The sequence below is a fragment of the Pseudomonas sivasensis genome (assembly GCF_021391435.1).
GTDB classification, from domain to species: domain Bacteria; phylum Pseudomonadota; class Gammaproteobacteria; order Pseudomonadales; family Pseudomonadaceae; genus Aquipseudomonas; species Aquipseudomonas sivasensis.
The window spans coordinates 2,192,425-2,215,000 of sequence record NZ_CP090029.1; the positions used below are offsets into that span (position 1 = coordinate 2,192,425).

A 22,576-nucleotide genomic window follows, 5' to 3' on the forward strand; every position below is an offset into this window, starting at 1 on the left:
TGTAAATCGTTGCATCAGGCTACTTCACACAGCGCACTGGGGTCGATGGAAAGTGCCAGGCGTTGACCATCCGGGTGAAGATCGTCCGCCGAGCGGTTGAGCACATCGACGACCAGTTCCACGCCGCGCGCTTCGATGCGGTAGCGGATCACGTTGCCCAGCAGGCTGTGGCTGCGCACCAGTGCATCCAGTTCGCCGCTGCGGCTCAATTCGATGGCTTCGGGGCGAATCGCGATGCGCCCACTGATCGGGCGTTGCAGCAATTGGCTGGCCTTGTCGGCGTCGAGCAGGTTGTAGTTGCCGATAAAACCGGCGGCGAACACGTCGACTGGCGCCGTGTAGAGGGTCTCGGCATCGCCGCTTTGCACGATCTTGCCCTGGTTCATCAGGAAGATGCGGTCGGACATGGTCAGGGCTTCTTCCTGATCATGGGTCACGAAAATCGTGGTCAGCCCCAGTTCGCGCTGGATCTGGCGAATCTGCTCACGCAGGTGCTTGCGAATGCGTGCATCCAGCGCCGACAGCGGCTCATCCAGCAGCAGCAGGCGTGGGCGTGTCACCAGGGAGCGGGCGAGGGCCACGCGCTGGCACTGGCCGCCAGACATCTGGTGCGGGTAGCGCCCGGCCAGGTCTTTGAGCTCTACCAGTTGCAGTACTTCCTGCACGCGCTTGTGGCTGTCGTCGGCGTTGACCTTTTGCATGCGCAGACCGAAGGCGACGTTCTGTTCCACGGTCATGTTGGGGAACAGCGCGTAGCTCTGGAAGACCATGCCGATGTTTCTTTTCTGCGGGCTCAGCGGAACGATGTCCTGGCCATCGAGCAGAATTTTCCCACTGTCCACCGAGGTCAGACCGGCAATGCAGCGCAGCAGCGTGGACTTGCCGCACCCGGACGGGCCGAGCAGGGTGACGAACTCGCCTTTGGCAATTTCGCAGTTGATATCGCTAAACACGGGCGTACCGGAGTAGCCCTTTTGCAAGTGTTGGACGCTGACGAAGCTCATTGGCTTTTGTCCTTGTTCAAGATATTGGCGGCCCAGGTCAGCACCAGCACAAAGAAGAAATAGGAAATGACCACGGCACTGGTGAAGTGTCCGCTGCTGTTGCGCATGTTGTTGAGGTACACCTGCAGGGTCTCGTAGCGGGTGCCCACCAGGATGTTGGCGAACACGAACTCGCCGAACAGGAACGAGAACGACAGCAGCAGCGCCACCATCAAGCCTTTGCGCAGGTTGGGCAGCACGACGAAGATCGCCGCTTGCCAAGTGCTGGCGCCCAGCAGTTGGGAGGCGTCCATCAGGTCGCGCAAGTTGATGGCTTGCAGGTTGTTGGTGATCGCCCGGTACATGAACGGCAGCGCCACGGTGAAGTAACAGCCGATCAAGATCCATGGCGTGCCCACCATTGCCAACGGCCCGGAACCATAGAGTTGCAGCAGGCCCACCGATGACACCACTGGCGGCACCGCGAAGGGCAGCAGGATCAGGATGTTCATCAGCGCGTCGAGCTTGGGAAAGTGGTAATGCACCACGAACAGCAGCGGCAGAATGAGCACCACCGACAGGATCAACGCGCCCACGCACACTAGCAGCGACTGCCCGAAGGCCATCAGAAAGCGCGGGTCGCTCCAGAGCTGCACGTACCACTTCACGGTGAAGCCCGCCGGCAGGATGGTTGCCGACCAACTACTGGCAATCGAGTAAACGAACGTGCCCACCAACGGCAATACCAGGATTGCAAAGAGCAGGTACACCACCACGCGGTGGTAGAGGGAGGCCGGGCCGGCTTCAGCGCGAGACATGGTAGCTCCTCTTGAGCAGCAGTTGATGGACCACGGTGATCACGGTCATCAGCGCCACCAGCACAACGGCCAAGGCGCTGGCCATGTTCGGATCGAGGGACACATCGCCGGAGACCAGGCCCGCGATACGGATTGGCAGCACGTTGAAGTTGCCGGTGGTCAAGGCGTAGACCGTGGCGTAGGCGCCCAAGGCATTGGCGAGCAGGATCACGAAGGTGCCCAGCAGCGCAGGCGTCAGCACCGGCAAACCGATGTGCCGCCAGAACTGCCAGCCATTCGCGCCGAGCAACGACGCGGACTCGCGCCAGTCTTCACGCAGCGCATCGAAGGCCGGGTACAACAGCAACACGCCGAGGGGGATCTGGAAGTAGGTGTAGAGGATGATCAGCCCGGTCTTGGAATACAGGTTGAAGTCCTGAATGATCCCGGCCTGCTTGAGCATGAGAGTGATGCTGCCGTTGAACCCCAGCAAAATGATGAACGCGAACGCCAGGGGGACGCCGGCGAAGTTGCTCGTCATGTTGGCGAAGGCGGTAACGAAGTTGCGCAGCGGCCCATCGACGCGGCGTAGCGAATAACTGCCGAGAGTGGCGATGATGATGCCGAAAATGCTGGAGTAAAAACTGATCTCCAGGCTGAACTGGATCGCTTGCCGGTAGAACTTCGAGCTGAAGATCCGGGTGAAGTTTTCCAGGCCCCAGCCGGCCTCTTCGGTTTGCAGGCTGTTGATCAGCACCCACACCAGCGGGGCGATCTCGAACACGATAAAGAACAGCGTGAAAGGCACCAGGCACAGCAATGCCAGCCATTTGCCGCGAGTCATGGCATTCACTTCAATAGCTCCCGGCATACAGGTTTGTCGTGGGGCACGCCCAGCAGTTCGCAGACGGTGCCGCACAGGTCGGTCTGTTTCGGCGTGGCGTTGGCATCCAGGCTGAAGGCATCGCCGAGGACGAACAGCGGCACTTCACGTTCTTCCGGCAGCAGGCCGTTGTGCGAGCGGTCGTTGTTCATGCCGTGGTCGGCGGTCACCAGCACTTGGCAGCCGGCGTCGAGCCAGCCTTGCAGGTAGTCAGCCAGGATGATGTCGGCCGAGCGTGCGCTGTTGCGGTATTGCGCGCTGTCGAGGCCGTGCTTGTGGCCGGCGTCGTCGATGTTCATCGGGTGCACCAGCAGAAAGTCCGGCGCGTGCTTGAGTCGCAGGCTTTCGGCGTCGGCGAACAGGTGGGAATCGGGGTAATGGTCATTCCAGTAGAAATGTCCGTGCTGGATCGCCAGCGTCGTGTCGTCGGTATGGCGATCACGAGCGGCGAGAAAGGGCGAGCGGTTATACAACTCGCTGACCCAATGGTAAGCCGCAGCCGCAGTGCTAAGACCTGCGTCGGTGGCGTAATGGAAAATGCTGCGCTGGTTGGACAGGCGCGCGACCTGGTTGTGCACGATACCGCTCTGGATCGGTGGCACGCCGGTGAGGATGCATTCATAGAGCGGGCGGGACAGCGAGGGCAGTTCACATTCCAGCTTGTAGAGGGCTGCGCGTCCTGCGCCGACATAGGCCTGCAAGTGCCCCATGGCGTGTCGGGCAACCTCGAAGTTCAGGCCGTCGAGCACGACAAGGATGACAGTGTGCTTCATGGGGGAGAGCGCTCCGCAACGATTGACTTGGCTCAATTCCTCTGGAGGAACGGGGTCAGAAATGTGGGAGGGGGCTTGCCCCCGATAGCGGTGTGTCATGCAACAGATTTGTTAGCTGATCCACCGTCATCGGGGGCAAGCCCCCTCCCACATTGGATCTCCACTGGAGCTCCAATGTGGGATAAAACCCTTACTTCATCTCTACGATGACCTGCTCATTCCACAGCTGCGGCAGCTTCTTGGAAGTCGCTTCCCAGGCATCGGCATCCTTGATCGGTTGCGGGTTGGCCTTGGTGTACTGCTCGCCCGGGATCAGGTTCTTGGCGATTTCAGCCGGCAGTTTCAGGTCGGTTTCCGCACGGATCGGACGCGCATTGCCCTTGGCCAGGTTGAGTTGGCCGGCATCGCTGAAGATGTACTCGCGGGTCAGCTTGGCGGCGTTCGGGTGCTTGGCGTATTTATTGATGATGGTGGTGTAGCCGGATTTCACCGAGCCGTCCGAGGGGATCAGCACCACGTAGTCATCCGGGTTGGCCATCTTGGCTTTGTAGCTTAGGCCGTTGAAGTCCCAGACGATGCCTACTTCGACTTCACCTTTTTCCATGGTGGCGATGGTCGGGTTGGACAGGCCGAGCCGGCCTTGCTGGGCGATCTTGGTGAAGAACTGCAGGCCTGGCGCGATGTTCTTTTCATCGCCTTTGTTGGCGATGGCCGCCGCCAGCACGGCGTTGGACGCCTGGGCCGCGGTGCTCACGTCACCCACCGAGACTTTGTATTTGCCGGTTTGCAGGTCGGCCCAACTGGTGGGGACTTCGGAACCGTGCAACAGCTTCTTGTTGACGATAAACGCGATGGTGCCGGTGTAGGCGAGGGCCCAGTGACCGTCTTTGTCTTTCGCCCAGTCCGGCACCGAAGCCCAGGTGGACGGTTTGTACGGCTGGGTGACTTCCTGCTTCACCGCAATCGGACCGAACGCTGCGCCGACGTCGCCGATGTCGGCGCTGGCGTTGTCTTTCTCGGCCTTGAACTTGGCAATCTCCTGGGCCGAGCTCATGTCGGTGTCGATGTGCTTGAGGCCGTAGGTCTTGGCCAGGTCTTCCCAGGTGCCTTTCCAGTTGGCCCAGTCATCGGGCATGCCGACGCTGTTGACGGCGCCTTCCGCTTTCGCGGCGGCTTCCAAGGTTTTTAGATCGGTATCAGCGGCCATGGCGGCGGTGCACATGGCAATGGTCGAGCCTAACAGTGATGCCAGGAAAAGCTGTTTCATCCGAAGCTCCTTTGGGCGTTTTCAACGCTGCGTTTTTATGAACGTTTGCGGTGGTGTTGGTCTAGGTCAGAGCAATACCTGAGCCAATTTAGGCTCGATGGATGACAGTTTCATGTCGTTGTCGTTTTTAACGCGCCGATGTCGCTCGGCACAGGCTGAGCGTAGACCATGACCAAGTGCCCGTAGGCTCTGGACTTGGCCGGTGTATTGCAAGAGGTGCGGCATGCACTTGAGGCGGGCTGTCATCTGTCGGTCATCTGCAATGCCTACGCTTGCACGCAGTCGCAAGGGCCCGATTGCGGAGCTTTTATGCACCTGAACGGTGCTGGTCTAGTCCAGATAGGTAACGTTGATGCGTGATGAGGCAATCAAGGCGGTGACATCCATCGGCCTGGCGCTGCAAGAGCAGATCGACCATGGACTTTTGCCGCCTGCAAGCAAACTGCCCGCCGAGCGCAAGCTCAGCGAGTTGTTCGGTACCACCCGAATTACCGTGCGGGAAGCCTTGTTACAACTTGAGGCCCAAGGGCAGATTTATCGCGAGGAACGCCGGGGTTGGTTCGTGTCGCCGCCACGATTGGCCTACAACCTGATGCAGCGCAGCCACTTTCACGCGATGGTCAACGACCAGGGCCGTGTGGCGTCCACCGAAGTGATTTCGGCGCGCCTGCAACCTGCATCGGCGGCGGTGTGTGCATGGCTGCAACTGCCGGCATTGTCCAGCGTGATCCAGATCTGCCGAAGCCGGCGGATCGATGGGCGACTGGTGTTGTATGTGGAGCACTACCTGAACCCGCAATATTTCCCGGGGATTCTTGAGTGCGACCTGAATCAGTCGATGACCGAGTTGTACGTGCGCAAATACGACTTGCACTACGGACGGGTGCGCTTCGAGATTGTGCCGACGTCACTGCCGGTGGAAGCCGCCGCCGCATTGCGCGTGTCGGTGGGCAGCCCGGGTTTGCGGATTGCTCGGGTTAACTATGACCAGCACCAGCGCTTGATCGACTGCGACCTGGAGTTCTGGCGGCATGATGCGATTCATGTAGGAGTGGATGTGGTTTAACCACCGCTCTCCCGGCGCTGAGCTTGCTTCTGTAGTGAGCAGGCTTGCCCTGCGCTGGGCTGCAAAGCAGCCCTAAAACAGGATGCTGGTCACCCCCATATCAGTGACTGAGCGTCTTGATCACCTGATCCACATTGGTTTCCAACTCCGTCACCGGGTCTGCACCGTCGACATTCAGCACCAGCAATGTCGAGCCGCCTGCCGTGATGGCGGCTTTCACCGCTTCACTCGGCTGGCGATGGTGCAGCACCACGGCCACATCGTTGTCCTTCAATTCAGTACTGAGTGTGTGCAACGCCTCAGGTGTCCACTCGGCATCCGGACGCGCATCGGTGCTGATCAGTTCCAGGTTCAGGCTGCTGACCAAATACCCAAAGTGATCGCTCAAACTGACCACACTCAGGTTGTCCGCCTTGGCCAGCCGGGCTTCGCTGTCGGCGGTGAGCTTGAGCAGGCGTTGCTTGAGTGCAGCCAGATTGGCGTCGATTTTCACCTTGGCGCCCGGTGCCAGGCGGCTCAGGTCGGTGGACAAGACATCGGCCATGCGCCCCAGGTTATTGCTCGATTGCCATGGTTGGCTGTTCAAACCGTCAGCGACGCCCGGTTGCACGGCGATCCCCGGCAACCCGCCGTCCACGGGGCGTGCGGCATCGACTTCGACAATGCGGATGTTGCTGCGCCGTGCCACGGGGTACAGCGGATCATCTGCCCACAGCGAGCGCAGGCCGATGGCGGCGTCGGCGTCCTGGGCCAGCGCGCTCAGTGCGGAGGCGCCACGGCCGGTGAAGTACGACACCTGGCGCGAGCCCGGCAGGTTGGCCGGGGCTGCGCGCTCAAGCTGCACGTCGGTGCCTTTGAGCAGCACCTCGGCCAGGCCATAAGTGATTGGCAGCGACGCCAGCACCTTGACCGGTTTGGCGGAGTGGGCAGTCGGTTTGACTGCCTCGGCGGCGATCAGCGGCGGAGTGATTAAACAGGCGATGGCCAAGGCGAGAGGCTGAAGAACAGAGCGCATTATCCAAAGTTCCCTTTGAGGCTGGGCACGGTGCCGCGCGCGATGGCGGCAAAAGCGAAAGCGATACCGGCCATCAGGATGATCGCGGCACCGGAAGGAATCGGCAGGTCGAAGATGATCGGCAGCAGGATCCCGCACAGGGTACTGACAGTGGCGATCACCACCGAGACCCAGAAGAAGCCTTTGAGCGACTGGCTCAACAGGCGCGCCGCCGCCGCTGGAATCACCAGCAGGGCGCCGACCAGAATCGCGCCGATGACCTTGACTGCCGCGACGGTGATCAGCGTCACCAGAATTACGAACAGATAATCGAGGGTCTTCACCGCCACTCCGCGCACTGCCGCCAGTTGCGGGTTAAAACTGGCGAGCATGATGCGGTTGTACAGCGGCAGCGCCAGAGCCATCACCAGCGAGCCGACAATCGCCAGCACCAGCAGATCGTTACCGTTGACCGTCAACACCGAACCAAACAGCACGTTCTCCAGGATGTGCACGTTGATCTTGCCCGCCAGGATCAGCAGCAGGCTCGCGCCCAGCGCCAGGGACACCGACAGGAACACGCCGATCAAAGTGTCCGGCGCCAGGCCGGTGCGGTTACGCAGGTAATTGAGCAGGATGCCAAACAGCAGGCAGTAACCGAACAGACTGCCGTAGGGGCCGGTGTAGGGTTCGCCGAGCAAAATGCCCACGGCGACGCCGGTCAGCGCAGCATGGCCGACGGCTTCGGAGAAAAACGCGAAGCGCTTTACCACTACCAGCGTGCCCAAGCCGCCGAGCACTGGGCCGATCAGCAAACCGGCGAGCAGGGCATTGACTACAAAACCATAGGCCAGTGCCTCCGGCAGGTAACCGGCAGAGGCCCAGCCCTGGACCATCAGGCGAAACGCTTCATAACTCATTGCGCCGGGCTCCGAGGGTGGGTGGAGAACAGGGTCAGCAGGCGATCCGGGGTGAGCGCCTCCTGTGGTGTGGCGTCGAACAGCACGCGGCGGTTAAGGCCGGTAACTCGGTCGGCCAGACGGCCTACGGCTTCGAGGTCGTGCTCGATCCACAGCACGGTCATGCCGGCGAGGCGCCAGTCACTGAGCAGGCGTTCGAACACCTGGATGCCCGCTTCATCGAGGGCCGACATCGGTTCATCCAGCACCAGCAATTGCGGCGCAGGGATCAAGCCCTGGGCCAGCAGCACGCGTTGGCGTTCACCTCCGGACAGTGCCCCCATGCGCCGCTTGCGTTTGTCCTGCATGCCGACCCGTTCCAGAGCCTCGCCAATCGCCGCGGCGTAATGCTTGGACAAGCCCAGAAACGCCGGGCGCCGCTGGCACATGGCGGCCATGAAATCGTCCACGGTCATCGGCAAACCCCGGTCGAATTCCAGCGCCTGGGGCACATAGCCGATTGTGCCCGGCGTGGTCGGCCACTGCAGGCTCAAGCGACCCTGATGCGGCGTTTGTCCCAGCAGGGTCTTGATCAGCGAGCTCTTGCCGCCGCCGTTGGGGCCGACCAGCGCGTGGATGCTGCCCGGCTGCACCTGGAAACTCACGCCGTCGAGGATCACGGTGCGGCCCAGGGTCAGGGACACCGTGTCGAAGTCGAGTGTCGGGCCGACGCTGGCGACCTTCAGGGATTGTGCCGCCGTCATGCGCCCGACTCCTGAATCGCCCGGACCACCGTGTTGAGGTTGCCGGTCATTTCCACTTCGTACTTTTCAGCGCTGTATTCGCCATAGGAAATATGCGACAGCGGGTACAGCTTGACCCCGGATTCACGCTGGATGGTGTCGACGTAGGTGGAGGGGAAATCCATCTCCGAGAAGATCACCTTCACGTCCAGGGCGCGCAGTTCGTCGATGGTCTTTTTCAACTGGCTGGGGCTGGGCTCAATGCCGTGGGCCGGCTCTACCACGGCGGTGACTTCCAGGCCGAATTCACGCAGCAGGTAGTCGTAGGCCGCATGCACAGTGGCGACGCGCAGGTCCGGGTTAGGCGCGCTGGTCAACTTGGCGAGGGCGTCGGCGCGCATCTGGCGCAGGCGTTTGCCATAGGCACGCGCGTTCTGGGTGTAGGTCTTGGCGTTGTCCGGGTCGAGCTTGCCCAGCTCACGGGCGATGTTGTTGACCTGGGCAATCGATGCACTGATCGACAGGAAGGTGTGCGGGTTGACCACCTTGCCCGCACCGCGCGCGGCATTGCCGGTGGCGGCCAGCAACGGCACGTTGGCGTTGGCTTCGATCACCGGGATGTCCGGGCGCTCGCTGGTGGCGATCATACGGTCGGCGAAGTCGTCGTGACCGACGCCATTGAGCACGATCACGTCCAGGGTGCCGATGCGCTTGATGTCTTCGGCGCGCGGCTCGTAGGCGTGTGGGTTGAAACCGGCTGGAATCAGCGGCACCACGTCGGCCTTGTCGCCGACGATATTGGCCACGTAGCTGTAATAAGGGTGCAGGGTGATGCCGATACGCAGGCGTTTAGCCGCTTCGGCGTTGGCCAGCGGGGCGAGTATCAGGCTGAGCAGGCTGACCAGCAACAGGCGCAACAGGGGAGATGAAATAGACATGGGCAATCGGTCTTCTCGTTCAGTGACGGTGCTGGCGGGTAACGCCGGCATCGAATTGCGCGACCACTTGCTGCCAGCCGGCCGCGATCAGCGCCTGGTCAGTGAGGTCGGAGGGGGCGGCCAGGTCTTTGCGGCGGTTGAGCCAGATATCCGGCTCGGTGCCTTGTACGCGCATCAGCAGTGAACCGCTGGTGGTCGGCGCCTGGCTCAACCCGAAGTAGGCCGCAGGCGCCAGTAACTGCCAGCGGTGATCGCCACGGCTGACTGAACTCGCATCCTGGGCGAACGGCGCGAAGCCTTCTTCGGCCAATTGCCCAGGCGTCGGCAGGGCGCTTTGCTCTTGCTGCAGCAAGTGGATTTCATCCAGGGTCACCCGCAAGTCGGCGTAGATGCCTTGCTCGGCGGCGCTCAGGTCGCGGCGGGCGTCCAACTGGTGGCTGGGCACGGCGGCCACTTCCTGGGATTCGCCGTGCAGCGCCACCACCGTGCCGGCGACCGCGAGGATGATCAGGCACAGCAGCAAGACGTAGAGGGTTTCGTGGCCAGCGCCCGCGGGACGTACAACGTGTGTCGTACTCATTGGGACTGGATATCCGCTTGGTCGATTTCAACGACGTGGCCAGGGCCGGCGTCAAACAGCACGTAGAACTCGGCGGATGGCTTCTTGAAGGTCAGGGTCGAATCCTGGCCGAGCTTGCCGGGCACCAGGATGGTTTCGTCGTAGCCGATCACATCCAGGGTCACGCCGGGCGCCCCGCTGCCGTCGGAGAAGCCGCCCTTGCACTGGATCTGCTCGCCGGGGATTTCCTTGCATTCGCACATAGGGTTGTGGGCGAGGGCCACGGTACTTAAACCCGCGCACAGCAACAGCGCGGCGCGGGACAGGTGCTTGATCATCATGGTTTGACTCCTTGCTTGTTCAGCCAGGCAATGGTGGCAGGCGAGGCCTGGCTCAGCGGGATGGAACCCTGGTGCATCGTGCCGTCCCAGCCTTCCATGGTGACCCACAGTTCGGCGTCGGCAGGTGTGCGTTCAGGGACGGGCAGGGCGGCGCCCATGCGGTACGGTGTGCCAAAGAAGATCACCCCGGCCGCGCGCAGGCTGCGTGGCTTGCCGATGCGCAGGTAAGTAGCCTTGACCTGGTCGGCACAGGTGTCGCACAGGGCGGCGTTGAAGAACTTCATCGGGCCGGCCGGGTCCGGGCTTGGGCCCTCATTGCGGAACTCGGCGAGGGTCAGGCTCCAGGGGCCAACCTGTATTTCTCCGGCCACCCGCTCACCGATACCCGCGTCACCGCGAAACAGTGCGGCATCGGCAAAATACTTGGGCATGAAGCCCAGGGGCACCAGCAGTAGCAGAACATTGATATGGAATCGCCATTTCAGCCAGAAAGCCCGCAGGGGAGTCGGCGGTGTCGCTGCGACCTTGCTCATCAGTGGCTCTCCGAAGTTTCAGCCTGCAAGGCCGGGGTGGAAACAGGCTTGCGCTGGGTCTTGGCCTCGCGCTTGAGGGCATTGAGGGTGGCCAAGGCGGTGCGCTTGGTCCATATCAGCAAGCCGCTCAAGACCATCATGCTCAGCACCAGGCCGAAGAACGCCCAGATCAGCTTGATCCACAGTCCGCCAAAATCGCCGGTGTGCAGCGGGCGCATGGATTCGGTGACGAACTCAAGTGCGGTGCGGTCGGACAGGAGGTGCGAGACAGCGATTTCGCCGCTATAGGGGTTGAGTTGGGCGGTTTGGTACATCAGTGGGTACCAGCCGCGGCCGCCGATTTGTAGGTGGCTGTAGGCGTTGAAGGGCATGCGCACGAAGCTCGCTTCCAGGCCAGGGATGCGCTGGGTCGCAATCGTAATGGCTTCATCCAGGGGAATCATCGGTGCCGGCACACCTGCTGCCGAGGACGGTACTTTTTCACGGGCGATCACCGGGACGATGGGCTCGCTGGAAATTGAAATCTGGTTGTCCCCCAGGATCGCCTGGATCAGGAACCAGGTGCCGGTGATGGAAATGACTGCGATAAACCAGATAGACCAAATACCGCTCAGGCGGTGGAAGTCACCCCAGAAGATTCGCGCACCGTGGCGAAACCGCAGGGTTGGTTTGAAAAAACCTTTCCAGAAGCGCTTGTAGACCACCAGCCCGGTAACCAGCGAGGCCAGCAGCGGCAGACCAAGCAACGACACCAGGTACCAGCCCCAGCTGTAGCCATTGGTGAACGGCACCAGCCACCAGCCGTGCAGCGCACGGGTGAACTGACGGAAATTGAACGACGGGCTGATGCCCTGGATCGCGCCGGTGTAAGGGTTGACGTAGACCTCAAGCGAGCGCCCGTCGGGGTAGCTGAGGTCGACACTCAGGGCGAAGTGCGACTCATCTGGGCGGCTGAGCGATTGGACAATCACCTCGGGCTCGGCACGCTTGATGGCGCTGATCACTTGGTCGTAGCTCAACAGTTCGGCGTCATCCGACGGTTTGCTCGCGCGGATATCCGGGTTGGCCAGCCAGACGATTTCCTGGCTGACCACCGCCAGGGTGCCGGTGACGCAGACGATCAGTACAAAGAACCAGATGGGCAACGCCAGCCAGCTATGTACGAGAAACCAGAGTTTGGAGCGTGACTTCTTCGACATGTAAATGAGGGTCTTGATCGGAGGGGGGCGAGGGAGGCCCGGAAAAGGCCAGTCGTAGCTTTTGCTGACGCGACAGGCTGTATCTAAATAAGACGGATGAGAATGAGAAATCCCTAACCCGGATATGAAAGAAAATGTTTCAGATTCACATTCGGTGGTTTTTTACCCGTTTATCGAACACGAAACATGTTCCGAGCTATCACCGAGCAGGCGTTGATAGGGCCGGCGCGCTGCGTAGGATGGGCTTGGCCGTTGAACGGCCCGCCCAAAATGACTGCCAGAACCCTTTACGACAAACACGCGTGGGTGGCGCCGAAGGCTTTCTTGTAGCGCTCGATGCCCTCGGTGGCATTGTCGATGCGCAGGTCCGGCCTTTCACGATAGGCCACGCCAATCAAGGGCTCCGGCGGTTACGACGAGAAAGCTCAACTGGGCTCGAGCAATTGCGCACCAGGCCCGCGCTCACCCAGCAGGTCATCCTGATTGCGCAGCGGGCATGCTTCCAACGACAAGCATCCGCAGCCGATGCAGCCGTTGAGCTTGTCGCGCAGCAGCATCATTTTGTTGATGCGCTCGTCCAGGTCTTCGCGCCACAGTGCCGACAGACGTTCCCAGTCTTTGGCTGTGGGGGTGCGGCCATTTGGCAGCGTCTGTAATGCCTCGCCAATCGTCGCCAGGGGAATCCCCAAGCGCTGGGCGATCTTAATCACCACCACGCGGCGTAATACATCCCGCGGATAGCGCCGCTGATTGCCCGCGTTGCGATTGCTCTGAATCAGCCCCTTGGTTTCGTAGAAGTGCAGGGCCGTGACGGCCACGCCGCTACGGGCGGCCAGTTGGCCGACGGTGAGTTCCTTGGTAATCATGAAAACTCCGATTAAGCGCTTGACCTTGACTTAACTGGAGGTTTTACCCTGCGTGGTATCGAATCGCAAGATTCTGCCTACAGCGGAAGGGGAGTATTCATGCAGGTATCAGAGAAGAATCTCGGCTTCACTCAGCTGATCGAGTTCCATATCGAGCCTCAGCAGCAAGTTGCCCTGGTGGCGGCCTTGTCCACCCAAAGCGAGCGTTTGGCCCAGGGCCATGACGGATTTCTCAGTGCGAGCGTGCAGGTCAGCGATGACGGCCGGCGGGTGCTTAATTACCTGCAATGGACGTCCCGAGCGCACGGTGAGGCAGCGTTCAAGCGTTTTGAGCAGGGTGAGGAAGACTTCTGGACACTGATTCGCGCCCATCAGGCCACGGCGGTGACCTTTGGTTCGTTCCAGGTGCTGCGCAGTTTTGAGCGCAGCCAAGACAATGCATTGCACTGCCGTCTATATGGATAAATGCAGCATCCGTTCACCTTGCACGTTCTCCCCCGGCCGACGCTTATTCACCGCCAATTCGCCAATCTTGATCAGGCGTGTGCGCGTGACGTTACGGCTCAGGCCCAGCAGGTTGGCGGTGTGCACCTGATTGTAATGGCTGAAACGGTAAGCGGCCCGAAGCAGGGCGTCTTCGACCTTTTCATGCAGGGCGCCAGCCTGTTCTTCAAAGAGCTTTTGGAAGGCGCGCTCCAACAAGGCTTCGGCGCTGTTGTCGGTGCCGTGCTGGCTGTCGTCCTGGCGCTCGATGCGCATGTTCGACAGGCGCAAATCATCCCGTTCGATCACGCCGTTACGGCAGATCAGCAGGGTGTGGTGGATGACGTTTTCCAGTTCGCGGATATTGCCCGGCCAGCTGTAGCTCTTGAGTTTTTGTTCGGCTTCGCGACTGATCGTGATCGGGCCGTAGCCCAGGCGTCGGCTGTAAGCCTCGATAAAGTGCCGGGTCAACGGCAGGATATCGCCGGGGCGCTCGCGCAGCGGGCTCAGTTCCAGGCTCACCACGTCGAGTCGGTAGTAGAGGTCTTCGCGGAAATGCCCGGCGTTGATGGCTTTTTCCAACTGCACGTTGGTTGCAGCCAGTACGCGCACATCAATCGGAATGCTCTTGCGCGAACCTAAGCGTACGACTTCGCGTTCCTGTAGGACACGCAGCAATTTGACTTGGATGGCCATCGGTAAATCGCCGATCTCATCAAGGAACAACGTGCCACCATCGGCTTCTTCGAACCAGCCAGCCTTGGCGCTGAGGGCGCCGGTAAAGGCGCCTTTTTCATGGCCGAAGAGTTCGGCCTCCACCAGGGATTCAGAGAAGGCGCCGCAGTTCACTGCCACGAACGGGCGGTTGCGCCGCGCGCTGAGGTTATGAATGTGGCGCGCCACCAGCTCTTTACCGGTCCCGGTTTCGCCGATGATCAGCACGCTGGCTTCGCTGGGCGCCACTTGCTGGATATGGTCGAGCAGCGCCTGGGATTTCGGGTCTTCGAAGACCTGGGCCGTGGCGCGAATCGAGGTCGCAAGGGCGGGCGAGGGCGGTAGGGTTAGAAGCTGCATGGGCACCTCTTTTTTATGAGTAGAACGTAGGAATCGGCAGGGATTGGTTCAACGCCCAGTCCCCCAGTTCATGGAGCTTGTAGTCCACCGGGTCATGCAGCGTTTGCGTGCGCAGGTTGCGCCAGTGGCGATCCAGGCGCAGCGAGGCATGGGTTGAACGCGCGCCGGTGACTTCAAACAGACGGCTGCACAGATCCAGGCCTTGGCGGGTGGCGGCGACCTTGGCGGTGGCGATGGCAATTGCCAGTTGGCCGCGCTCGTGTTCGCTGAGGTTTGGCCCTTTGGCCCAGGCTTGGTCCAGTAGCTCGGCGGCTCGTTCCACCAGCAGGCGCACGCCTTGGAGGGCCACCCAGAACTCGCCGTAGTGGTGGAGCACGTAAGGATCCTGGCGTACGTCCTCGGCCGAGGATTTGTGCCAGGCACGGGTTTCGGTGAGGGTGTAGGTGCGTGCTTCTTCGAATGCGCCTTCGGCAATGCCGAGAAACATATGGGTAAAGGTCAACTGTGCGATCAGCGGGCGCAGGCAGGCGAACGGTGTGCTCAGCGGGCCTGGGTCGAGCAGCAATTCCGACTCTTCGACGCGCACCCGTTCGAAGCTGGCGCTGCCGCTGTCGGTCTGGCGTTGGCCGATATTGTTCCAGTCATTGTGCAGAGTGATGCCGCTGCGCCCACTGGGGATGGCGGCAATCAGCAGTTTGCCGCCGGCATTTTCATCCACCGCCGAGGCGATCAGCATTTCCGAGTCGCTGGCGCCGGAGCAGAAGCTCTTTTTGCCGGAGAATTCGCGCCAGCCGCCGAAGTCCTTGACCACGGTGCGCGTGTCCAATGGATTGAGGGCGTTGCCCCAGAACCAGTTCTTGCGCGCGGTTTGTTCGAACCAGGGTTGCCATTGGTCCGGGCGTGAAAACAGGCGCACGGTGGCCAGCATCAGGTGATGAAAGCCGAAGACGTGGGCGATGGAGCTGTCGACCTTGGCGAATTCGCGCACGATGCCCAAGGTGTCGCTCCAGCGGGCGCCGAGGCCGCCGTATTGGGTGGGAATGCTCAGGGCCAGCAGGCCGCTGTGGCGCAGGGCGTCACGCTCGGTTTTGGGTGTGCCGCCGCGCTCGTCGCGTTCGACGGCGCTGAGGGCGAATTCGGCGGCCAGCAGTTTGGCGGTCTGCAGGGGAGATGGCAGGACGCTGTGGAGGTTGGCTGTCACGGGTTTTCCTCTTTATTGGCAGCAGCGGCCCGGGCCGGTGCCGCCGCTGCGCCGATCAGGCCTTGGCCGGCAGTACATCGTTGGCAATCATTTCGCCGAACGGGCCGGTGAGGTTGGTGATACCGCGTCCAGCGAGGCTGGCGTAGGGTTCCGGCAGCAGCGGGAACACCAGTTCGGCGAAGCGATAGGCCTCTTCCAAATGCGGATAGCCGGAGAAGATGAAGCTCTCGATGCCCAGGTCGGCGTATTCCTTAATGCGTTCGGCCACTTGTTGCGGGTTGCCCACCAACGCGGTACCGGCGCCGCCGCGCACCAGGCCGACACCGGCCCACAGGTTGGGCGCGATTTCCAGGTTGTCGCGGCGCCCGTCGTGGAGGGCGGCCATGCGGCGCTGACCTTCGGAGTCAAAGCGTGAGAAGGATTTTTGCGCGGCGGCGATGGTGTCGTCGCTGATGTGCTCGATCAGTTTGTCGGCGGCTTTCCAGGCGTCTTCTTCGGTTTCGCGCACGATCACATGCAGACGAATGCCAAACTTCACCGTACGCCCGTGGCGCGCGGCGCGCTCACGCACATCCGCGAGTTTTTCCGCGACGGCGGCGGGCGGCTCGCCCCACGTCAGGTACACATCCACCTGTTCGGCGGCGAGGTCGTGGGCGGCGTCGGAGGATCCACCGAAGTACAGCGGTGGGTAAGGCTTCTGCACCGGTGGGTAAAGCGCTTTGGCGTTTTGCACGCGCAGGTGTTTGCCTTCGAAATCCACCGATTCACCCTGCAATACGCGGCGCCATATCCGTAGGAATTCGTCGGAGACTTCGTAACGTTCAGCGTGGTCGAGGAAGCTGCCGTCGCCACGGTTTTCGTCGGGGTCGCCACCGGTCACTACGTTGATCAGCAGGCGGCCGTTGGACAGGCGATCCAGGGTGGCGGCCATGCGTGCCGAGACGGTCGGCGAAATGATGCCGGGACGAATGGCCACCAGGTAACGCAGGCGTTCTGTCAGCGGTACCAGCGCCGAGGCGATGACCCAGGAGTCTTCACACGAGCGGCCGGTAGGAATCAACACACCGTAGTAACCCAGGTTGTCAGCCGCCTGGGCGACTTGCTTCAGATAATTGAGCGTGACGGGCCGGGCACCTTGGGTGGTGCCCAGGTAATGACCGTCGCCATGTGTCGGCAGAAACCAGAAAACATCCATGACCAATCCTTAAGCGATTTTCAGCAGAGAAGGGGAGTGCGCTGCAAACAAGGGTGCAGCACGTTCTGCCGCAAGGCGTATCCGGCCCTTCAGGGGCTCACTGGTTATTTGGTAGTCGGTGAAGTCGGCTTCGGTGGCGTACACACCGATCGGCAGGGTCAGGGCCTGGAAGAAGGCGAACAGCGGGCGCAGTTGATGATCGAGGACCAGCGCGTGGCGTTCGCTACCACCGGTGGCGGCGAGCAGCACCGGGGTGTTGACCAGGGAGTTGAGACCGACCAGATCGAACAGGTGCTTGAGCAGGCCAGGGTAGGAACCGCGATAGACCGGCGCGGCGACGATGAGCAGGTCGGCCTGTTCGATGGCCAACAGTTGGGCTTCGACTTCGGCGGGCAATTCATCGCGCGACAGTGCACCGCCCAGTGGCCGGGCAATGTCGCCCAGTTCGATCAGTGTGGTCTGGATTGGCAGCAGGGTGGCCAATTCGGCCAGCACAGCTTGGGTCAACACTAGGGTGCGCGACGGGCGCCAGGTTCCGCCGGAGAGGGCAACGACATTCAGTGGACGGGTCATGAACAGTTCCTTTTTCAACAGTGGTTCATAGCAAGTGAGGTGCAAGGTGTTGAGCAAGAGCTGTACCAACGGCTGCAGGCCTTGATTGGCTTGGGCTGTGGCTCACTGCTGAAAAATGTTGCTGTTGCCTGCCTGGTGATTTGTTGAATGGCTGTTGCCTGGGCAACAGTTGCTTGGCGAACAGTGCCTGGCAGAATTGGAGCTAGTTATAGAGGGTTACTGTTATTCCGTAAATGAACGTATTTCCATATTTATAGATCATAAAGAAATATATGAGGGGGCTATCGGAGGGGGCTTCGGCGGTTGATAGCGACTATCACGGACGGTGATTTTTCACCGAATGACGTCGGGAGTAGCCTGTGTTCATTGACTCGAAACCTCCTTTGCAGAGCCGCCGCCATGAACCGATTCCTCTCCGTTTGCTTATTGATTGTCAGCGCCGTACTCGCCGGCTGTGCGAGCCATCCATCGCCAGAATTACGTCCCTACTCGGCCGAAGAGACCAAGCAATTGGCTCTTGAAGCGCTGAGTCGTCGAGGCTTGTCGTTCGATGAATATCAACAGCAGCGTGCGGCACTGACCGGTCAGCCACAGAAGTCCTTCGGCTTTGATCGCCAAGGTGAAATGAATGCCGAGCGCGACGTCGTACTTCATGGTCGTCCCAGTTGATCGCGTTCTGCGCAGCAAAAAGCCCGAGGCGCCCTTTAAGGACCTCGGGCTTTTTGTTTTCCATGGCGCGACTTCAGCCTGTTAAGCTGAATTTCAGGAGCGTTCCTACGCACATTTACTTAAAGTTGTCCTTCTTTAATGGCATTCGATCCGGTAGACATGACGACCTCTGTTCCGGCCGATGCTCCTGAGACGCCGCTCTCGGGAACCTGCTTTGCGAGTCTTAACTGTCATGAATAAACGTCCTTTGTATTTCGACTACGCCGCCACCACCCCGGTGGACGAGCGGGTCATCCAGGTGATGGTCGAGTGCCTGGGCTTCAACGCCAATTTCGGTAACCCCGCGTCCAGTTCCCACGCTTACGGCCAGGCGGCCCGGCAAACGGTTGAACAGGCGCGTCGCCAGGTGGCCGAGTTGGTGGGCGCACAGCCTGAGCAGATCGTCTGGACCTCCGGCGCCACTGAATCCAACAACCTCGCCATCAAAGGCGTGTTCCAGGCGCGGGGTGTGGCCGGTGGGCATATCATCACCAGCCAGATCGAGCACAAGGCCACGCTGGACACCGCGCGACAGTTGCAGGAAGCCGGCGTAGCCGTGACCTATCTGGTACCCGACGCCGACGGTTTGATCAGCGTCGACGCGGTCAGTGAGGCGTTGCGCGAAGACACCTTCCTGGTTTCGCTGATGCTGGTGAATAACGAACTTGGCACCTTGAATGACATCCCCGGCATCGGCGCGCGGGTGCGTGAACACGGCGCGCTGCTGCATGTGGACGCGGCTCAGGGAGCAGGCAAGGTGGCGATCGATCTGGCGCAATGGCCGGTGGATTTGATGTCGTTTTCTGCGCACAAGTTGTACGGCCCCAAGGGTATCGGCGCGCTGTACGTCGGGCCTCGGGCGCAACAGAAGCTGTTGGCCCAGATTCATGGCGGCGGACACGAGGGCGGCTTGCGCTCCGGCACGTTGGCGACCCACCAGATTGCAGGGATGGGCACGGCATTTGCGCTGGCAGCGCAGTCGTTCACCGAAGAGAAAGCGGTGATCGTCGCGTTGCGGCAACGCCTGCTGGATCAGTTGGCATCGATCGCCGGTGTACGCCTCAATGGCAGTGCCACGCAACGTATTCCCCACACCCTGAGCCTTACGTTCGGCGAAGGTGAGTTCAATGCCGCGGCATTGAGCGCCGGTATCGCTTTTTCCGCGACGTCGGCCTGCAATTCTGCGAGCAATGCACCGTCCCACGTGTTGCTTGCCCTTGGCCATGACGCCCGCTCGGCCGGCCGCACCATTCGCTTGAGTCTGGGGCGGTTCACTACCGAGCAGGATATTGACCAAGCGGTACTATTGATTAAGGCCGCACTGGCCAGCGCGCCGGCCTTCTGGTCCGTCTGATTTTCACATAACAATTATTAGTGGTTAGCAGGAGACACAATGAGCACGCAGCCTTTGACCCATGGAACGGTTCCCCAGCGCCTGGCGCGCACCCGCGAACTGATGAGCCGCGAGGGCATCCACGCTCTGTTGGTGCCGTCGGCTGACCCGCATTTGTCCGAATACTTGCCGGGTTACTGGCAGGGCCGCCAATGGTTATCGGGTTTCCATGGCTCGGTGGGGACGCTGATTGTCACCGCAGATTTCGCCGGCGTGTGGGCCGACAGCCGTTACTGGGAACAAGCGACCAAGGAGCTCAAGGGCAGCGGCATCGAGCTAGTAAAACTGCAGCCGGGCCAACCTGGACCACTGGAGTGGCTGGCCGAGCAAACTCCGGAAGGCGGTGTGGTGGCGGTGGACGGTGCAGTGATGGCGGTCGCTTCGGCGCGCAGCTTGAGCGCCAAGCTGGCAGAACGCGGCGCGCGCTTGCGTACCGATATCGACGTGCTCGATACGGTTTGGACAGACCGTCCAAGCCTGCCGAACCAGCCGATTTATGCGCATCTGCCACCGCAAGCGACCGTTAGTCGTGGCGAGAAGCTCGCTGCACTGCGCGCCAGTTTGAAAGAGAAGGGCGCCGACTGGCACTTTATCGCGACCCTGGACGACATCGCCTGGTTGTTCAACCTGCGTGGCGGCGACGTTTCATTTAACCCGGTGTTTGTATCGTTTGCGCTGATCAGTCAGCAGCAGGCCACGTTGTTCGTGGCGCTGAGTAAAGTCGACGCGGATCTGCGTGCTGTGCTTGGACAGGATGGCGTGGCGTTGCGCGATTACAGCGAGGTCGCGGATGCCTTGCGTGCAGTGCCGTCGGGTGCAGGTTTGCACGTCGACCCTGCCCGCGTAACCGCCGGCTTGCTGGAAAACCTGGATGCTGGCGTCAAGTTGATCGAAGGACTGAATCCGACCACATTGGCCAAATCACGCAAGAGTCTGGCAGACGCCGAGCACATCCGCCGGGCCATGGAGCAGGATGGCGCCGCTCTGTGCGAATTCTTCGCCTGGCTGGACAGTGCGCTGGGCCGTGAGCGCATCACGGAGTTGACCATTGATGAACACCTGACCGCAGCCCGTACCCGTCGCCCCGACTATGTGTCGCTGAGTTTCAACACTATTGCCGCCTTTAACGCCAATGGCGCAATGCCGCATTACCACGCCACCGAGGAAGAGCATGCGGTGATCGAAGGTGATGGCTTGCTGCTGATCGACTCGGGTGGCCAGTACTTGGGCGGCACAACGGATATCACACGCATGGTGCCTATCGGTACGCCGAGTGAGGAGCAGAAACGAGACTGCACCCGGGTGCTGAAGGGCGTTATTGCGCTGTCCCGTGCGCATTTCCCGAGGGGGATTCTATCGCCGTTGCTGGATTCCATTGCCCGTGCGCCGATATGGGCTGAAGGTGTGGACTACGGCCACGGTACTGGGCACGGCGTAGGTTATTTCCTCAATGTGCATGAAGGTCCACAAGTGATTGCTTATCAGGCCGCCGCCGCTCCGCAAACGGCGATGCAGCCGGGGATGATCACTTCCATTGAACCGGGTACGTACCGGCCGGGGCGTTGGGGTGTGCGTATCGAGAACCTGGTGCTGAACCGCGAAGCGGGCAAGACCGAGTTTGGTGAGTTTCTGTCGTTTGAAACCCTGACGCTTTGCCCGATCGACACGCGTTGTCTGGAGCCGTCGCTGCTCACCACGGATGAGCGCGAGTGGCTCAACGCGTATCACGCGCAGGTGCGTGAGCGCTTGAGCTCGTTGCTGAGCGGCGCGGGGCTAGAGTGGTTGCAACTGCGTACGGCAGCTATCTGATCTGAAGCAAACGCCGCCTGCGATCTGCTCGCGAGCGGCGTTCAAGGATGAGTGTTAATCGAGAGCTGATTAGGCACGATGAGCAGTCGACGGTGACTGCTCGGGGGGAGATTACTTACAGATGACGATCATGCTGCGGCTGGTGTACCCGGCAGGATTGATGCCAAAGGGATAGTCCCCGGGTTCCTCGGAATTGTCACCGGACTTGGCGATGACCCGATATCCCTTGGTACCGCAAGAGTTGGTTGCACTGGTGTAGCACTGGTCCCAAGAGGAGGACAGGCCGGAACAGTTGATATGCAGTCCTCTTTTTCCCCGTTTTACTTCTGTCTTGGTAGTCGCGGCACAGCCAGCAATGGCTACGACCATTAACACTATCAAAATTCGCTTCATTCCCATCCTTAATAGCCACTTCCCAATACTTGAAGCCGGCTCTACTCGCTCTCGAGTGTAGTGTTCGCGCTGTCCTTGTCGAAAAACTCCATGAATGACATTCGTTTAGCGCTTAAACATGGCCTAAATGAGCGGCAAATGCCAGAGGTACATTCAAAGATGATTCAATCCGCTGGAACCAGTGGTTTCGAGTCATTGCGCATCGTCAGCGTCGCGCCTACCGAGGCCAGGATAATGCAGGTAATGGCCAGCCATTGTGCCAGTGATAAGTACTCTTGCAGGAAGAGCAGGCCTGAGAGCGCGCCGAATACGGGTTCGATGCTCATGAGGGTGCCAAAGGTTCGTGCAGGGAGGCGCGTCAGCGCTACCATCTCCAGGGTGTAGGGTAGGGCAGTGGACAGAATGGCGACGCCGATGGCTATTGGAATCAGCGCAGGCGTCAACAAGGCACTGCCAGCGTGGACGATGCCAATGGGCGCGACAAACAGTGCTGCGATCATCACCCCAAGAGCGGCGGTCTGGACGCCGTTGTCGTTACCTGCTTTCTGTCCGAACAGAATGTAGAGTGCCCAGCAGACTCCCGCTCCTAATGCATAGGCTGCGCCAACTAAGTCGATACCATTGCTCGCTTCTCCCATGGGGATCAATAGAAGCAGGCCGACGATTGCGAGGGCAATCCACAGGAAGTCCACCGCCCGGCGCGACGCGTAGATGGCCACTGCAAGAGGTCCCGTGAATTCTAGGGCTACGGCGATGCCCAGGGGCACGCTGCGCAGTGACATATAGAAGAGGAAATTCATGCCGCCCAGGGCCATTCCGTAGATGACCACGGTGCGCAGGGACTTGGCGGTCAGCTTGGCGCGCCATGGTCGCAATATGAGCAGCATAATCACACTGGCGAAAATT

The 22,576-nt window shown here is 60.7% G+C and carries 25 protein-coding genes (1 of these 25 cut by a window edge); 5 read left to right on the forward strand and 20 right to left on the reverse strand.

Features of this window, described 5'->3' with window-relative positions; all coding sequences use genetic code 11:
- Window positions 1–14 precede the first annotated feature (14 nt).
- From LRO94_RS09990 to LRO94_RS10010, 5 genes are all read right to left on the reverse strand, one after another.
- Window positions 15–1,004, reverse strand: a complete 990-nt coding sequence (locus tag LRO94_RS09990) for an ABC transporter ATP-binding protein (RefSeq protein ID WP_032886002.1) — start codon at window positions 1,002–1,004, stop codon at window positions 15–17.
- Window positions 1,001–1,801, reverse strand: a complete 801-nt coding sequence (locus LRO94_RS09995) for an ABC transporter permease (protein WP_032886004.1) — start codon at window positions 1,799–1,801, stop codon at window positions 1,001–1,003. Before LRO94_RS09995 ends, LRO94_RS09990 begins: the two co-directional genes overlap by 4 nt.
- A complete protein-coding gene (locus tag LRO94_RS10000; RefSeq protein WP_164444784.1) occupies window positions 1,788–2,624 on the reverse strand; it encodes an ABC transporter permease in 837 nt (278 codons plus the stop codon). Before LRO94_RS10000 ends, LRO94_RS09995 begins: the two co-directional genes overlap by 14 nt.
- Window positions 2,625–2,629: 5 nt before the next feature.
- Window positions 2,630–3,436, reverse strand: a complete 807-nt coding sequence (locus tag LRO94_RS10005) for an alkaline phosphatase family protein (protein ID WP_122755840.1) — start codon at window positions 3,434–3,436, stop codon at window positions 2,630–2,632.
- Between the two features lie 190 nt (window positions 3,437–3,626).
- Window positions 3,627–4,703 (reverse strand): ABC transporter substrate-binding protein, encoded by a 1,077-nt coding sequence (locus LRO94_RS10010; RefSeq protein ID WP_032886007.1) that lies wholly within the window; start codon window positions 4,701–4,703, stop codon window positions 3,627–3,629.
- A gap of 352 nt (window positions 4,704–5,055) precedes the next feature.
- On the opposite strand from LRO94_RS10010, the gene LRO94_RS10015 reads away from it, so the two are divergent.
- Window positions 5,056–5,769 carry a UTRA domain-containing protein gene (locus LRO94_RS10015; RefSeq protein WP_032886008.1) on the forward strand — a complete coding sequence of 238 codons (714 nt, stop codon included), beginning with the start codon at window positions 5,056–5,058 and terminating at the stop codon, window positions 5,767–5,769.
- A 100-nt stretch (window positions 5,770–5,869) separates the two neighbouring features.
- Here LRO94_RS10015 and LRO94_RS10020 read toward each other — a convergent pair whose 3' ends face one another.
- The 9 genes from LRO94_RS10020 to soxR all read right to left on the reverse strand — a co-directional run bounded on the left by LRO94_RS10020 (window position 5,870) and on the right by soxR (window position 12,841).
- Window positions 5,870–6,784, reverse strand: a complete 915-nt coding sequence (locus tag LRO94_RS10020; RefSeq protein ID WP_122752747.1) for a metal ABC transporter solute-binding protein, Zn/Mn family — start codon at window positions 6,782–6,784, stop codon at window positions 5,870–5,872.
- On the reverse strand, window positions 6,784–7,683 hold the full coding sequence (locus tag LRO94_RS10025) for a metal ABC transporter permease (protein ID WP_032886010.1): 900 nt from the start codon (window positions 7,681–7,683) through the stop codon (window positions 6,784–6,786). Before LRO94_RS10025 ends, LRO94_RS10020 begins: the two co-directional genes overlap by 1 nt.
- Entirely contained in the window at window positions 7,680–8,426 is a 747-nt protein-coding gene (locus tag LRO94_RS10030; protein ID WP_032886012.1) for a metal ABC transporter ATP-binding protein, read from the reverse strand. Before LRO94_RS10030 ends, LRO94_RS10025 begins: the two co-directional genes overlap by 4 nt.
- Complete coding sequence (locus LRO94_RS10035; protein WP_122755843.1) at window positions 8,423–9,343, reverse strand: metal ABC transporter substrate-binding protein; 921 nt, start codon at window positions 9,341–9,343, stop codon at window positions 8,423–8,425. The genes LRO94_RS10030 and LRO94_RS10035 overlap by 4 nt, the downstream gene beginning before the upstream one ends.
- Window positions 9,344–9,362: 19 nt before the next feature.
- Entirely contained in the window at window positions 9,363–9,923 is a 561-nt protein-coding gene (locus LRO94_RS10040) for a DUF6162 family protein (protein ID WP_032886014.1), read from the reverse strand.
- Window positions 9,920–10,243, reverse strand: coding sequence for a hypothetical protein (locus LRO94_RS10045; protein WP_032886016.1), 324 nt, complete (start codon window positions 10,241–10,243; stop codon window positions 9,920–9,922). The genes LRO94_RS10040 and LRO94_RS10045 overlap by 4 nt, the downstream gene beginning before the upstream one ends.
- Complete coding sequence (locus LRO94_RS10050) at window positions 10,240–10,776, reverse strand: hypothetical protein (RefSeq protein WP_032886017.1); 537 nt, start codon at window positions 10,774–10,776, stop codon at window positions 10,240–10,242. The genes LRO94_RS10045 and LRO94_RS10050 overlap by 4 nt, the downstream gene beginning before the upstream one ends.
- Window positions 10,776–11,975: a PepSY-associated TM helix domain-containing protein gene (locus LRO94_RS10055; protein WP_099603147.1), complete on the reverse strand. Its 1,200-nt coding sequence runs from the start codon at window positions 11,973–11,975 to the stop codon at window positions 10,776–10,778. Before LRO94_RS10055 ends, LRO94_RS10050 begins: the two co-directional genes overlap by 1 nt.
- A gap of 425 nt (window positions 11,976–12,400) precedes the next feature.
- Complete coding sequence (soxR, locus tag LRO94_RS10060) at window positions 12,401–12,841, reverse strand: redox-sensitive transcriptional activator SoxR (protein ID WP_032886019.1); 441 nt, start codon at window positions 12,839–12,841, stop codon at window positions 12,401–12,403.
- Window positions 12,842–12,940: 99 nt separating this feature from the next.
- Here soxR and LRO94_RS10065 point away from each other — a divergent pair, with 99 nt between their 5' ends.
- A complete protein-coding gene (locus tag LRO94_RS10065) occupies window positions 12,941–13,306 on the forward strand; it encodes an antibiotic biosynthesis monooxygenase (protein ID WP_179179290.1) in 366 nt (121 codons plus the stop codon).
- On the opposite strand, the gene LRO94_RS10070 is transcribed toward LRO94_RS10065, so the two are convergent.
- From LRO94_RS10070 to msuE, 4 genes are read right to left on the reverse strand one after another with little or no spacing between them, the layout of a single operon-like run.
- Window positions 13,295–14,398 (reverse strand): sigma-54 interaction domain-containing protein, encoded by a 1,104-nt coding sequence (locus LRO94_RS10070; protein WP_032886021.1) that lies wholly within the window; start codon window positions 14,396–14,398, stop codon window positions 13,295–13,297. The genes LRO94_RS10065 and LRO94_RS10070 overlap by 12 nt on opposite strands.
- Window positions 14,399–14,411: 13 nt before the next feature.
- Window positions 14,412–15,599: an acyl-CoA dehydrogenase family protein gene (locus LRO94_RS10075; protein WP_179179289.1), complete on the reverse strand. Its 1,188-nt coding sequence runs from the start codon at window positions 15,597–15,599 to the stop codon at window positions 14,412–14,414.
- A gap of 55 nt (window positions 15,600–15,654) precedes the next feature.
- Entirely contained in the window at window positions 15,655–16,794 is a 1,140-nt protein-coding gene (ssuD, locus tag LRO94_RS10080; protein WP_032886023.1) for an FMNH2-dependent alkanesulfonate monooxygenase, read from the reverse strand.
- A gap of 9 nt (window positions 16,795–16,803) precedes the next feature.
- Complete coding sequence (msuE, locus tag LRO94_RS10085; RefSeq protein WP_095184335.1) at window positions 16,804–17,367, reverse strand: FMN reductase; 564 nt, start codon at window positions 17,365–17,367, stop codon at window positions 16,804–16,806.
- Between the two features lie 399 nt (window positions 17,368–17,766).
- Between msuE and LRO94_RS10090 the strand changes: the two genes are divergently transcribed.
- The 3 genes from LRO94_RS10090 to LRO94_RS10100 all read left to right on the forward strand — a co-directional run bounded on the left by LRO94_RS10090 (window position 17,767) and on the right by LRO94_RS10100 (window position 21,277).
- Window positions 17,767–18,036 carry a hypothetical protein gene (locus LRO94_RS10090; protein WP_081797672.1) on the forward strand — a complete coding sequence of 90 codons (270 nt, stop codon included), beginning with the start codon at window positions 17,767–17,769 and terminating at the stop codon, window positions 18,034–18,036.
- 232 nt (window positions 18,037–18,268) lie between these two features.
- Window positions 18,269–19,429 (forward strand): cysteine desulfurase family protein, encoded by a 1,161-nt coding sequence (locus tag LRO94_RS10095; RefSeq protein WP_179179288.1) that lies wholly within the window; start codon window positions 18,269–18,271, stop codon window positions 19,427–19,429.
- A 39-nt stretch (window positions 19,430–19,468) separates the two neighbouring features.
- On the forward strand, window positions 19,469–21,277 hold the full coding sequence (locus LRO94_RS10100; protein WP_179179287.1) for an aminopeptidase P family protein: 1,809 nt from the start codon (window positions 19,469–19,471) through the stop codon (window positions 21,275–21,277).
- A gap of 111 nt (window positions 21,278–21,388) precedes the next feature.
- Here LRO94_RS10100 and LRO94_RS10105 read toward each other — a convergent pair whose 3' ends face one another.
- On the reverse strand, window positions 21,389–21,670 hold the full coding sequence (locus LRO94_RS10105; RefSeq protein ID WP_032886026.1) for a hypothetical protein: 282 nt from the start codon (window positions 21,668–21,670) through the stop codon (window positions 21,389–21,391).
- A 164-nt stretch (window positions 21,671–21,834) separates the two neighbouring features.
- Window positions 21,835–22,576: the 3' portion of a threonine/homoserine exporter RhtA gene (rhtA, locus tag LRO94_RS10110; protein ID WP_032886027.1), read on the reverse strand. The gene runs 146 nt beyond the window's last position; only the last 742 of its 888 coding nucleotides appear in the window; its start codon lies beyond the right edge, outside the window — the gene reads right to left on this strand; its stop codon occupies window positions 21,835–21,837.